Origin of the sequence: Clostridium felsineum DSM 794 (assembly GCF_002006355.2) — a bacterium.
GTDB lineage: Bacteria > Bacillota > Clostridia > Clostridiales > Clostridiaceae > Clostridium_S > Clostridium_S felsineum.
This window is the reverse complement of sequence record NZ_CP096980.1, coordinates 518,250-532,216: the sequence shown is the minus strand read 5'-3', so window position 1 is coordinate 532,216 and position 13,967 is coordinate 518,250. Positions and strand designations below refer to the sequence as shown.

General features: G+C 33.1%; 13 protein-coding genes. 10 read left to right on the top strand and 3 right to left on the bottom strand.

Features of this window, described 5'->3' with window-relative positions:
- Positions 1-40: 40 nt before the first annotated feature.
- Both CLFE_RS02590 and CLFE_RS02585 read right to left on the bottom strand, forming a co-directional pair.
- Positions 41-1,597 carry an ABC-F family ATP-binding cassette domain-containing protein gene (locus tag CLFE_RS02590; RefSeq protein WP_077893280.1) on the bottom strand — a complete coding sequence of 519 codons (1,557 nt, stop codon included), beginning with the start codon at positions 1,595-1,597 and terminating at the stop codon, positions 41-43.
- 69 nt (positions 1,598-1,666) lie between these two features.
- Complete coding sequence (locus CLFE_RS02585) at positions 1,667-2,320, bottom strand: GTP pyrophosphokinase (protein ID WP_077893278.1); 654 nt, start codon at positions 2,318-2,320, stop codon at positions 1,667-1,669.
- A gap of 232 nt (positions 2,321-2,552) precedes the next feature.
- On the opposite strand from CLFE_RS02585, the gene CLFE_RS02580 reads away from it, so the two are divergent.
- From CLFE_RS02580 to CLFE_RS02535, 10 genes are all read left to right on the top strand, one after another.
- Positions 2,553-3,182, top strand: a complete 630-nt coding sequence (locus CLFE_RS02580) for a flavodoxin family protein (RefSeq protein ID WP_077893276.1) — start codon at positions 2,553-2,555, stop codon at positions 3,180-3,182.
- 61 nt (positions 3,183-3,243) lie between these two features.
- The gene (locus CLFE_RS02575; protein ID WP_242951605.1) at positions 3,244-3,747 is read left to right on the top strand and encodes a GNAT family N-acetyltransferase; all 504 of its coding nucleotides are present in this window, start codon (positions 3,244-3,246) and stop codon (positions 3,745-3,747) included.
- A 43-nt stretch (positions 3,748-3,790) separates the two neighbouring features.
- Positions 3,791-4,663 (top strand): NAD(P)-dependent oxidoreductase, encoded by an 873-nt coding sequence (locus tag CLFE_RS02570; RefSeq protein WP_077893404.1) that lies wholly within the window; start codon positions 3,791-3,793, stop codon positions 4,661-4,663.
- A gap of 112 nt (positions 4,664-4,775) precedes the next feature.
- Positions 4,776-6,098 (top strand): putative DNA modification/repair radical SAM protein, encoded by a 1,323-nt coding sequence (locus CLFE_RS02565; RefSeq protein WP_077893273.1) that lies wholly within the window; start codon positions 4,776-4,778, stop codon positions 6,096-6,098.
- The gene (locus CLFE_RS02560; RefSeq protein ID WP_077893271.1) at positions 6,077-6,829 is read left to right on the top strand and encodes a TIGR03915 family putative DNA repair protein; all 753 of its coding nucleotides are present in this window, start codon (positions 6,077-6,079) and stop codon (positions 6,827-6,829) included. Before CLFE_RS02565 ends, CLFE_RS02560 begins: the two co-directional genes overlap by 22 nt.
- An 82-nt stretch (positions 6,830-6,911) precedes the next feature.
- The gene (locus tag CLFE_RS02555) at positions 6,912-7,487 is read left to right on the top strand and encodes a TetR/AcrR family transcriptional regulator (RefSeq protein ID WP_077893269.1); all 576 of its coding nucleotides are present in this window, start codon (positions 6,912-6,914) and stop codon (positions 7,485-7,487) included.
- Between the two features lie 73 nt (positions 7,488-7,560).
- Positions 7,561-8,979: an MDR family MFS transporter gene (locus CLFE_RS02550; protein ID WP_077893267.1), complete on the top strand. Its 1,419-nt coding sequence runs from the start codon at positions 7,561-7,563 to the stop codon at positions 8,977-8,979.
- A gap of 570 nt (positions 8,980-9,549) precedes the next feature.
- Positions 9,550-10,128 (top strand): TetR/AcrR family transcriptional regulator, encoded by a 579-nt coding sequence (locus CLFE_RS02545; protein WP_077893265.1) that lies wholly within the window; start codon positions 9,550-9,552, stop codon positions 10,126-10,128.
- Positions 10,129-10,343: 215 nt separating this feature from the next.
- Positions 10,344-11,345: an NADP-dependent oxidoreductase gene (locus CLFE_RS02540; protein ID WP_077893263.1), complete on the top strand. Its 1,002-nt coding sequence runs from the start codon at positions 10,344-10,346 to the stop codon at positions 11,343-11,345.
- 161 nt (positions 11,346-11,506) lie between these two features.
- Complete coding sequence (locus CLFE_RS02535; protein ID WP_077893261.1) at positions 11,507-12,349, top strand: nitroreductase family protein; 843 nt, start codon at positions 11,507-11,509, stop codon at positions 12,347-12,349.
- 94 nt (positions 12,350-12,443) lie between these two features.
- Here CLFE_RS02535 and CLFE_RS02530 read toward each other — a convergent pair whose 3' ends face one another.
- Positions 12,444-13,916 (bottom strand): amino acid permease, encoded by a 1,473-nt coding sequence (locus CLFE_RS02530; protein WP_077893259.1) that lies wholly within the window; start codon positions 13,914-13,916, stop codon positions 12,444-12,446.
- Positions 13,917-13,967: the final 51 nt, after the last annotated feature.

Sequence of the window (13,967 nt, the reverse complement as noted above, 5' to 3'; positions counted from 1 at the left end):
TAGCTCTTTTTCTATTTACTAATACATATTCAAAACTTTTTTACACTATCTTTGTAGTCCACTCTTCACAATTCCAAACATCTGTAACCACATCTCTGTAGAATTCAGGCTCATGGCAAACTAAAAGAATACTTCCTTTATACTCCTTAAGTGCTCTTTTAAGTTCATCCTTTGCATCTACATCCAAGTGATTTGTAGGTTCGTCTAGTATTAATATATTGGTTTCATTGTTTATAAGCTTACAAAGTCTTACCTTTGCCTGCTCTCCTCCACTTAAAACCATAACTTTGCTTTCTATATGCTTAGTTGTAAGTCCACACTTTGCTAGTGCTGCTCTGACTTCATATTGAGTGTACGCTGGAAACTCCTCCCAAACCTCTTCAATACAGGTCTTGTAGTTTGCTTCTTTAATTTCTTGTTCAAAATATCCTATGTACTGATAATCACCAAGTTCAACCGAACCAGATATAGGTTTAATTTTTCCAAGTAAGCTCTTTAAAAGAGTTGTTTTTCCTAAACCATTTGCTCCTACTAAAGCTATTTTTTGTCCTCTTTCCATAGTAAGATTCAAAGGCTTTGAAAGAGGAGTATCATACCCCACCACTAAATCCTTAGTCTCAAAAATCAGCTTCCCTGAGGTTCTAGCAGTTTTAAAATTAAACTCTGGTTTTGGTTTTTCTTGAGACTTCTCTATTATATCCATCTTATCCAGCTGCTTTTGTCTTGCTCTAGCCATTCCTGTTGTAGCAACTCTTGCCTTATTTCTAGCAACAAAATCCTTTAACTTTGCAATTTCCTGCTGTTGCCTTTCATAAGCTGCTTCAACCTGCTTTTTATTTGCTTCATAAACTCTCATGAAGTTATCATAATCTCCTGCATACCTAGTTAACTTCCTGTTATCAATATGATATATTACATTAATAACAGAGTTTAAAAATGGTATATCATGAGATATTAAAATAAAAGCATTCTCAAAATCATTTAAAAATCTTTTAAGCCATTCAATATGAACTTCATCAAGATAGTTCGTAGGCTCATCTAACAAAAGTATATCTGGTTTCTCTAGTAAAAGCTTAGCAAGAAGCACTTTTGTTCTCTGACCACCACTTAAATCTGCTACATCTTTATCAAGTCCTATATCTGTAATTCCAAGTCCCTTAGCAATCTCTTCTATTTTAACATCTATAACATAGAAATCATTGTTATCTAAGGTATCTTGTATAGTTCCCATTTCATCTAATAACTTTTGAAGCTCGTCCTCTGATGCCTCTGCCATTTTATCGGTAATTTCCATCATCTTTGCTTCCATATCAAAGAGATATTTAAAGGCATCCTTTAATACATCCTTTATAGTTTTTCCCTTTTGAAGGCTTGCATGCTGGTCCATATATCCAACTCTGACATTGTTAGACCATTCAATTACTCCTTCGTCTGGCATAAGTTTTCCTGTTATTATACTCATAAAAGTGGATTTACCTTCACCATTTGCACCAATTAGTCCAACATGTTCCCCTTTTAAAAGCCTAAACGACACATCTTCAAAAATAGCTCTATCACCAAAGCCATGGTTTACATTTTTGACATTTAAAATACTCACTTTGACCTCCAAAATCTCCATTAATAAAATAACTTATTAATACTAGTTTATAGGAAGCTGCACCATTTTTCAAACTAATTTTTCTACCTCTTTTTGTATGTTTTGCATTTTCATATCCGTCTGGCATATTACATCTGCACATTCTTTTAGTTCAAACCTTATAGCCTCAGCATCTCTTCCTAGTGTTTTATAGTAAAGCTTATGTTCTAAACTTGCCCAAAAATCCATGGCAATAGTTCGCACTTGAACCTCTACCCTAACTGGCTCTACATGATCAGAAAAAAATATAGGAACCTCTAAAATCATATGAAAACTTCTATATCCATTTGATTTTGGATTTTTTATATAATCCTTTTCATTTATGAGTTTTATGTCATCCTGCCTTTTAAGCATGTTGGCAATTTCATATATATCACTTACAAAAGAGCAGACAACCCTTACACCTGCTATATCATTTAAATTATCTTTTGCTGAATTAAAGCTAAGCTCAAGCCCTTTGCGCTCAAGCTTATCCATTATACTTTTAGGATCTTTAACTCTATCCTTCATATATTCTATAGGATTTCTTTTTCTTTTAACCTTAAATTCATTATCTAAAATTTCAAGTTTTGTTTTAACTTCCTTTATAGCCGCACTGTACTTCATTATTAGTTCTTGCATTTCTTCTATCTTTTCCTCAATATCATCTCTCTCAATATAATCGGCCTCTTCAACGTGTGCCATAATTAATTATCCTCCCTCAACTTAACCTATCCCGACTTAATTATTATATACTTGTACTCATTCAAATGATACTACATTTTCTAGTGCCATAAAAGGAATTATGTGATTCTTAACAAATACATCAATATTTTTTTATATATCGTTAATATTTTTCGTACTTAATTTAGCAAAACTTGACTTATAAAATATGCTATTATTGTTATATACATTTTTTTATTGGGAGGTATTTGTAATGAAAGTATTACTTATAAATGGAAGTCCACATGCTAATGGCTGTACTTACACTGCTTTAAGTGAGGTGGCAAAAGCTTTAGAGGAAGAAAATATAGAAACAGAAATTTTCCATATAGGAACTGATGCTATAAGAGGCTGCATCGGCTGTGGTGGTTGTTCAAAGCAAGCTTCTTTTAAATGCGTCTTTGATGATGATACTTTAAATGCCGGTCTTGAGAAGGCACAAAATGCAGATGGGTTTATATTTGGTTCACCAGTACACTATGCTGCTGCTTCTGGTTCAATTACTTCTTTTCTTGATAGATTCTTCTATGCTGGTGGTAATAGCCTTGCATTCAAGCCAGGTGCTGCTGTTGTAAGCTGTAGACGTGGTGGTGCTACCGCTGCTTTTGATCAATTAAATAAGTATTTCACTTTTGCTAATATGCCTATAGTATCAGCTCAATACTGGAATATGGTACATGGTAATACACCAGATGAAGTAAAACAGGATCTTGAGGGTCTTCAAAACATGAGAACTCTTGGCAAAAACATGGCATGGCTTTTAAAGAGCATAGAGGCTGGAAAAACTGCCGGAATAAACTTACCTAAGATAGAGCCAAGAATAAAAACAAACTATATACGTTAATTTACAAACAAAGCATTAAAACTAATTTAGCTTTAATGCTTTTATGTTAGTATGAAAGTTGGTGTTATACTTGAAAATTAAAAAGGGCACATTAAAAGATATTACTCTCATAATGGACATAATAAATAATGCTATTGTTGACATGGAATCAGAAGGAATATATCAATGGGATAGATTTTATCCAGATGAAAGTGTAATAAATGATGATATTAATAGTAAAAATCTCTATGTTTACACTGACGAAAATATAATTAAAGCTTTCTTAGTGTTAAATGAAATTCAAGACACAGAATACAACTCTATTAATTGGAAACACCAAAAAGGTAAACAATTAGTTGTTCATAGATTATGTGTTGATCCTAAATTTAAAGGAAAAGGTATTGCTACAGCTCTTATAAAATACGCCGAAAGCTTTGCTAAGGAAAAGGGCTATGACTCAATACGCTTAGACTGCTTTTCTAAAAATTCATATGCATGTAATCTCTATAGAAAAAATAACTACATTGAAAGAGGTATAATGACCATTAGAGTAGGTGATTTTTTCTGCTTTGAAAAGGCATTATAAAAGTGAAAGGAAGTGAAAACTTTAGTATATGCTAAAGGAATATATGATAAATAAAAATACGAAAATAGGATTCATTGGAACCGGAGTAATGGGACGTGGCATGGTTCAAAATCTACTAAAGGGCGGCTATTCTGTTTATATTTATAACAGGACTAAGGAAAAAGCACTACCCCTAATAGAAAAAGGAGCTATTCTTAAAAACTCTATAAAAGAGCTTTCCAAAGAATGCGGTGTTGTAATAACAATGGTAGGTTATCCAAGTGACGTTGAAGAGGTATACCTTAATGACGAGGGTATACTAAATAATATTAAACCTAAAAGCTATGTTGTAGACATGACAACCTCAAAACCATCCTTAGCAAAAAAGATATACTCTAAAGCAAAGGAAAACGATATTTTTTCACTTGATGCTCCTGTTTCTGGTGGAGATATAGGTGCTGCCGAGGGCACTCTATCCATAATGGTTGGTGGAGACAAAGAGGCTTTTGATGCTTTAATGCCTATATTTCAACTTATGGGAAAAAATATAGTACTTCAAGGATCAGCTGGCTCAGGACAACATACAAAAATGTGCAATCAAATCGCTATAGCTTCTAACATTATGGGCGTATGCGAGGCTTTATCCTATGCTAAAAAATCCGGACTTGATGCAGAAACGGTTTTAAAATCTATTGGTGCTGGTGGGGCTGCAAGTTGGCAATTAAGTGCTTATGCTCCAAGAATACTAAAAGGAGATTTCAAGCCTGGTTTTTATATAAAACATTTTGTTAAAGACATGAAGATTGCTTTAGAAGAAGCATCCGAAATGGGTTTAAAAACTCCTGCTTTAGAACTGTCTAAAAAGCTGTACGATAAACTTATAGCTGATGGACAAGAAGATTTAGGTACTCAAGCTCTTTATAATTTATATAAATAGGCTTAAACAAAAAGGTTTTTCACATACAGCTTGTGGAAAACCTTACTATCCCCTTTACACGAACATACGTTTGGTGATATAATAAATTAAAAAATTATGGGGGATGTTTTCTGTGGATGTATTTGAAAAACTTCAAATTTTAACTGATGCTGCAAAATATGATGCTGCTTGTACTTCAAGCGGAGCACAAAGGAAATCAAAGAAAGGCGGCATTGGGAGCGCTGAGGCTTGTGGGATATGCCACAGCTTTGCAGGCGATGGAAGATGTATTTCCCTTTTAAAGGTTCTTATGTCTAATGCCTGTATTTACGATTGTCAGTACTGCGTAAATAGAATTTCAAACGATACTCCTCGTGCGTCCTTTACACCACGTGAGCTTGCAGATCTCACCATGAACTTTTACAGACGAAATTATATAGAAGGACTTTTTTTAAGTTCTGGTGTAATGAAAAATCCTGATTACACCTGTGAGCAAATGATTGAGGTTTTAAGGATTCTAAGATATGAATATAACTTTTACGGATACATACACGCAAAAGCTATCCCTGGTGCTGACGATTATTTAATTGAAAAACTAGGCATGCTTTGCGATAGAATGAGTGTTAACATAGAGCTTCCCTCTCAAAAGAGTTTAAAGCTTCTTGCTCCAAATAAGTCCAAACATTCCATTTTAAAACCTATGGGTTATATTAAAAATAAAATAAGCGAAAACACTAAAGATATAGTACGTTATAAAAGCGCTCCAAAATTTGTTCCAGCAGGTCAAAGCACTCAAATGATTATTGGCGCAACACCTGATACTGACTTTCAAATTTTAAATCTTACTGAAAGCCTCTATAACAGCTACAAGCTAAAGAGAGTTTTTTTCTCTGCTTATATGCCAGTTGCATCAAATCCCCTTCTGCCATCAGTGGATACAAAGCCACCTCTTCTGCGTGAGCATAGACTTTATCAGGCAGATTGGCTTTTAAGATTTTATGGTTTTAAAGCAAATGAACTTCTTGATAATAGAAATCAAAGCTTTCATCCCTATATAGATCCCAAATGTAATTGGGCACTTAACCATATGGAATTTTTCCCTGTAGATGTTAACAGAGCTCCCTTTAAGGTTCTACTTAGAGTTCCTGGTATAGGTGTTAATAGTGCTAGAAGAATCATTATGGCTAGAAGAACTGTAAATTTAAATTTCACTGGTCTAAAAAAGTTGGGGGTAGTTTTAAAAAGAGCACAATACTTTATAACCTGCAGTGGAAAAAGTATGGATGGTATTAAAATTTCACAGGATTCTGTACTTAGAGCTCTACTCTCGGAAAAATCACTGGATATGTATAAAAATAATGTTCCCCTTGAAACACAATATGAACAGTTATCTTTTTTTGATAATAATACTCTCTTAAAGGAGGAAATTCAAAAATGCTTGACAGGCCAAATTTAATATATTACTATGATGGAAGCTTTGAAGGCTTAATGTGCTGCGTTTTTGAAAGCTACATAAAAAATGAGCTTCCAGTAACCATCTTATTAAACGACAAATCTCAAATGACCTTATTTATGTCAAAGGAAATAGAAACTGACTCAAAGAACGCATTACGAGTAATAAAATCCATTCCGAGTAAAATGGGAAAAGCTGCTTTTGACTTCATAAAAAGAGCTTTTTTAACATGCCTTATAGATAAAGAAATAAATATATTACTTTTTATGAGACTTGGATATAAACATGGTTCTAAAATCATGAGTATGCTTTCTAATGATGTTGTTAATGCTCTCTTTAAAGCTGTAACTCATTTAGATAAAGAAAGTCATCTTTTTAAAGGCTTTATAAGATTTTCTGCTTTTAAAGATGGCTTAGTTTCAGAGATAGAACCTAAAAATTATGTACTTCCACTTTTAATTGAGCATTTCGCTAATCGATACCCTGAAGAGCATTTTTTAATTCACGATAAGACTCATAATATGGCTCTTATATATGAACCTTATAAAGCTTCGATCCTACCTGTAGAAAATATGAAGCTTCCTTGTTTAACTGAAGATGAAAAACACTTTAGAAAGCTTTGGACACATTACTATAAAACCGTTGAGGTTGAAGGCAGACATAATCCCAAATGCCGTATGACTCATATGCCTAAAAGATATTGGAGGTACTTAACAGAATTCCAGACATACTAAACTATTATTTTTATCTTGACTTTTATTTTTAAATAGTTTAATCTTATATAGACCAGTCATTATAATTAGAAGGTGATTTATTATGAAACAAAAAAATGATTCCAGAGAAAAAATTTTAATAGCCGCAGCTGAACTTTTCCAAACGAAAGGCTTCAATGCTACTGGTTTAAATGAAATTTTAAAGGAAAGTGGTTCGCCTAAAGGATCACTATACTATTACTTTCCAAAAGGAAAAGAAGAACTAGCTTTAGAGGCTATAAAGCTTTCTACTCATAATATAAAAGGCAATTTAAAAAAGGATATGTTAGAATACAAAAATCCTATTAAGGCTGTTCAAGCGGTTGTTAATCATATAATAGAGGATTTAAAAAGAGATGGCAAACCAAAAGATATCTCACTAAGCCTTTTATCTCTAGAAACTTATTCATCAAGTGAAGTTTTAAAAGAAGCTTGCCGAACATCTTTTATAGAATTGCAACAAATTTATTCTAATAAGTTAACTCAAAATGGAATTAGTGAAGAAGATGCAGCGTTTTTAAGTATGACTATACTTACTTTACTAGAGGGTTCCATTACGGTATCCCTAACTCAAAAAAATCAAGAGGCCCTTTTTAATTTAAATAAACAAATAGATTTATTACTAAGTCCTTATTTATAAATTTAAATAAGGTATATTTTTTCAACATTTTTATATAGACTGGTCTAAATAAGAAAAAGGAGATTATTTTTTCATGGAAGCAAAACAATTAAATTCAGAAAACACCCCAAAATATAATGTAAAAGCAATTATGTTTACACTCTTACTTGCAGGTTTTTTATCCCTATTTAATGAAACAATACTAAACGTAGCATTTCCAACTCTAATGAAGGAAATGCATGTTAGTGCAATAACCGTTCAATGGTTAATAACTGCCAATGTTTTAGTAGTTGGAATTCTTGTTCCAGTTACAGCTTTTTTACTTCATACCTTCACTACAAAACAGTTGTATTTAGCATCTATAACATTTCTTTTACTTGGAACTATATGTGCTATATTTTCAACATCATTTACTGCACTACTAATTTCAAGAATAATTCAAGCCTTTGGAACAGGTTTAATAGTTCCACTAATGATGAATTCTTCATTAGCTATAACCCCTCCTGAAAAACATGGTTCAATTATGGGGTTATGTGTATCTATACTTACTTTAGGACCTGCTTTAGGACCTACTGCCTCTGGAATACTTCTTCAATATTTTAGTTGGCACTCTTTATTCATTGTATTGGTTCCACTTTTAATCCTTTGTATAATCTTAGGGATAGTCTTTCTTGAAAATACTTCGGAAATAACAAAACCAAAAATTGATTATTTATCTATTATATTATCAACTATAGCTTTCGCTGGAATAATATATTCAATAAGTTCACTTAGTACCTCTAAGTTATCAACTTCTTTAATTATACTTGCAATCGGAATAATAGCTTTAATAATTTATGTTAGACGTCAATTAACTTTAAGTACACCAATACTTGAATTACGCCCTTTTAAAAATCCCGTATTCACCGTTGGAGTACTATTAATTGCATTTGTACAATCTTTCCAATTTTCAGCAAATGTAATACTTCCAACTCTACTTCAAAATGGATTAAAAACTTCAACCTTTACCTCTGCACTTGTTTTATTGCCAGCCATCCTTGTTTCAGCTATATGTACACCATTTGTTGGAAAGGTTTTTGATAAAATAGGTGGAAAAGTATTAATACCTCTTGGTTTTGCTATAATATGCGGATTTACTTTTGTATTATCAAGAGCTTCACTTACAACCTCTGTTTTAAGTATAACCTTACTATATTGCTGCATAATGTTTGGACAATCGTTAACTATGTCAACTAGTCAAACAACTTCTTTAAGTGTTCTTGAAAACAAGACTCGTGCAGATGGTGTTGCAATAGTAAATACAGCTATGCAGCTTGCTGGAGCTTTAGGTTCTTCTGTATATGTTGGAGTTATGACAGCTTTCCAAACAAAATATTTAAACAGCCATTCAGGGAAATCTACTGAAGCTTTATATAACGGCTTTAATCATGCCATATTTATAGCAGCAATTGTATTATTTATTGGCTTCTTGTTTTCTTTATACTTATCTAGTAAATCAAAAAAAGCTAACTAAACAATGTTATCGCATAATTTAAAAGTGTAAAAGGTTCTTAAGAATATATAATAATGAAGTAAAAAACTGGTATATTCCATTAAAAAAATCAGAAAAGCAAGAACTACACATAGAAATACATGAGTTATGGAGCATTATAATAATAGTTAGACAGCACGGGGACGGCCAATATTTATCCGTCCCCTTATATTTACCAAGTCACTCTAGGATAGTTAGCTATATAAACATGTACATCACCTACAGCTACAACAATAGCAACCCTATGATACTTAAGTGTTTTAGATATTTGTAGAGCTTTTATCAGTAACAATCTAGCCTATCTATCTAAAAACTCATTCCTTATATTGTCCTCTGAATTTAATAATACATCTAATTACTTATCGCACTTTTTTAAATAATTATGGTACACAACTCATATTGAAGGTAAATATATGTTTTATGGGAGAATTAGAGCTGATAAAATTAACATGTTAATATGTTAGAGAGTAAAACGTGAAAAATCAATGATATGAATTTTTTCTTGACCAAACGTTCTAGAAATGCTAGTATACTATCATAGGAGGAAATGCAATGGGACGAAGTAAAGAATTTGAAGAAAATGAAGTTTTGCAAAGAGCCATGGAATTATTTTGGATGCAAGGTTATGAAAAAACTTCTATGAATGATCTTGTAAAGCATATGGGAATACATCGCAAAAGCTTATATGATACCTTTGGTGATAAGCATTCACTATATCTAAAAGTGATCGACCGCTACGCAAAATATAGTACAGACAAACTAAACGCTGAAAAACTGAAATCAAAAACTGCGTATCAGACTATTCAATATATATTTGATTACATTATTGAAGGAAATAAGGATAAACATTGGGGATGTCTGTTTGTAAATGCAGCAACTGAGATGGGCCCCTGGGATAAAGAGGTAGAGGAAAAGACATCAGAATCGTTCAAAAAAGTAGAAGATTTTATAGCTAGGATTGTACGGGAAGGACAGGAGGCAGGTGAGTTCTCCAGCAATTATGATGCAGAAATTTTAGGCGAAATTTTACACAATACACTACTTGGGTTACGTGTACTCGTAAGAACGTCGGCAAGTAAAGAAAAAATGCATCGTATTGAAAATTTTTTTCTAAATTTGTTAAGTGACTAATTTTTTTTACGCAAATTAGAACGTTCATTCTAGAATATAAATATAAATTCTGTAAAATAAACTTATCCCTGCAGGTCATTAATTAGATAACCAAGCTTATTGACCGCTGAGCAGCCGCCCACAGAAGACCTGGAGAATATATTTCATGCACAAAATGCGTTGAAATTGAAACAGAATGTATCTTTAATAAATAAAGCGATAGGAGGGTATTCATCATGAAAGCAGCACAGATTACGAAATATTCAAAAAAAATTACAGCAGAAATTAACGACATTCCAATTCCGGAAATTGGTGATACTGATGTTTTAGTGAAGGTTAAAGTTGCTGCAGTCAATCCATTAGAAATGCTTATTATAACTGGAAGCGTAAAACTGATACAGGATTATAAATTCCCTTTGACACTTGGCAACGAACTTACCGGTGTGATTGAAAAAATAGGTGAAAGTGTCCAGGGCTTTAAGGTGGGAGATGCCATATATTCGCGCTTACCATTAACAAAAATCGGAGCTTTTGCCGAATATGCGGCAATCAGTGCAGATGCTATCGGGCATTTACCGTCTAATCTTGATTTTGTAACCGGGGCAGCTGCACCTCTAACTGGATTGACTGCTTATCAAGGCTTACATGAAGAATTGGAAGCTAAGGCTGGTGAAACAGTATTTATCCCTGGTGGTTCTGGATCTTTTGGTCAAATGGCCATTCCTATTGCCAAGGCTATGGGACTTAAGGTAGTAGTCAGCGGGAATCCGCAGGCACAAGAGCGGACAATAGCCATAGGTGCAGACCAATACATCGATTACACAACTGAAAATTATTGGGAACTGCTTAGTGATATAGATTATGTGATAGATGCCCTAGGTCCAAATGAATTTCAACATGAACTTTCCACTATAAAACCAGGCGGTCGACTTCTTTCTTTACGTACAGGTCCTAATAAGCATTTTGCCATTGATCATGGATTCCCAGGTTGGAAACAAAAGCTTTTCGCTGTTGTCGGAGCTAAATATGACAATAAAGCGAAAAAAAAGAGTATTCAATATCGTTTCATTTTTGTTCGCAGTGACGGTACACAATTACAAAAACTTACCAAAATCATTGAAAAAAATAACATTGTGCCAGCAGTGGATCCTACAGAATTCCGTATTGAAGACATTAATAAAGCACTGAATCTTGTGGCACAAGGTCATACAAAAGGTAAAGTAGTTATCAGATTTTAAGGAATAAACCTTTCAGATTCGTTATAAGCTTGTGATAAATTTCAATAAAAATCATGACATAGGCGTCTGTCATAAATACAAAATATTTATATAAAAATAATCTAATTTAAGCATTCTGGCGTTTTGCAAACGCTTAATAAATTAAAAGTGAGGTATAAAGAATGAAACTTAATATTCCTATAGAAGAAACTATCAAAAAAAGAGTAAGTGTAAGAAGCTATGAAGCTAAAAAGCTTTCAGAAATAGACAAAGAGAAATTATTAAAAGAAATAAATCAACTTACAAATCCATTTGGTGAAAATGTTCGAATTCACCTAATTGAAAAAGATGTAGTATCAAATGGAGAAAAGCTAGGCACATACGGAGTGATTAAAGGTGCACAGACATACTTAGGTGTTTCCGTTGACAAGAGTGAATATGGACTTATTGCAGCAGGATATCAATTTGAGAATTTGATTTTATATGCTACAAATATGGGACTTGCAACTGTTTGGTTGGCAGCAACATTTAGCAAAGCGCAATTTACAACTGCCATGGATATTAAAGATGATGAACTTTTTCCAGCAATTTCTCCAATAGGATATGCAGCAGACAAAAGGAGCATTACCGAAAGTATTATGAGAAAAACGATGAAGTCGGATAAACGAAAAGCATGGGAAGAGATTTTCTTTCAGGATTCCTTTGAAAAACCATTATCCAAGGAAGAATCAAATATGTACACAAAGCCTTTGGAAATGCTTCGCCTGGCACCTTCTGCTACCAATGCACAACCCTGGAGAATAGTGAAAAAACAAGGTTCATATCACTTCTTTGAAACACATAAAGGCAATGCAAATGAAGATGAAAAAATGATAAAAGAAGTGGATCTTGGAATTGCATTAAGTCATTTCCACCAGACAGCATTAGAAGCTGGATTAACTGGAAACTTTGAAAAGCAGTCAGATTTTGCAATTGATATTCCAGAGAATACGAACTATATTATTTCATGGAAAAATTTAGATTAATAGTAAAACTATTGAACGCAATGCTTCTTAATAAATAATAAATTGGCATACCTCCAACCGCAAAAATGTGAGTTCATTGAACTCACATTTTTAATTAGTCTTTCTTTTTATATTCAAAATTACATTCTTCAAGTGGAACTACTTTAGTCTTTTTAACAAACTTATATATTAGATAAAGTGCTATAAATATAGGAATACAGATGTAATTACTTATAAAATCAAACCAGCTAAAGGTTGGAGCCTGAAAAATCCATATGTTAGCACCAAATATTATTATTACACATAATATTATTGCTAAAATTGGACCATAAGGATAGAACTTAGCTTTAAACTTCAAATCTTTTAAATCTCTACCTTGAGCCACATAAGCTTTTCTAAATCTATAATGACAAATTCCTATACCCAGCCATGCAAATAATGCTGTTATTCCCGATGCATTGTATAAAAGATAGTATACCTTTCCTTCACCAATAAGTGATGATAAAAATGCTGTTGATGCAACTATTGCTGTAACATATAACGCATTCATAGGTACGCCACGCTTGTTTACTTTTGCTAAAAACTTAGGAGCTTTTCCTTCTTTTGCAAGAGAATAAAGCATACGTGAAGACACATAGAGCCCTGAGTTTCCACAAGAAAGTACTGAAGTTAAAATTACTGCGTTCATGGCACTTGCTGCAAAAGCTATTCCACATTTAGCAAATACCATTGTAAACGGACTGTAGGCTATATTATTTACTCCGGATTTTAATAAGTTTTTATCATTAAATGGAACTAAAAATCCTATAATTATAATTGAGCAAATATAAAATAATAATATACGCCAGAAAACGGACTTAATTGCCTTTGGAACATTTTCTTCTGGATTTTCCGTTTCTCCTGCGGCAAGTCCAACTATTTCCGTACCCGAGAATGAGAAGCCTGCAACTAAAAATACATTTATAATGGCTGCAATTCCTCCTACAAAGGGTGCTTTCTGACCACCACCTGATAATACCCAATTTTGAAAGCCTGGTGAGTCATTTCCCATAATTCCAAATATCATAAGCACACCAATTATAATAAATATAATAATAGTTACAACCTTAATACTTGAAAACCAATATTCACTTTCCCCATAAGCTTTAGCTGAAAGAATGTTTAATATGAAAATTATAAGCAAAAATCCTATACTACAAATAGTAGTATTAGTATGAGGAAACCAAAACTTAACTATAATAGATCCTGCAACTAATTCTGATGCCACACATATAGACCAAGAAAACCAGTAATTCCACCCTAAAGTAAAACCTAATGCTGGATCTACAAATCTAGTAGCGTATGTTTCAAAGGAACCCGAAATTGGTAGTAATGTTGACATCTCTCCCAATGACATCATCAATATGTAGATTAGTGCTCCTGTGATTATATATGCAAGAAGCGCCCCGCCTGGTCCTGCTGTACTTATTGCACTTCCACTGGCAAAAAAAAGACCTGTCCCAACAGAGCCTCCTATTGCTATCATGTTCATATGCCTTGCTGTCAGCGTTCTCTTAAGTTCATGCTTTTGTTCTTTTTTAGACGTCATTTTAATCCCTCGTAATCTGTTTTAAAATTATTTACTTTAATATATTACCAT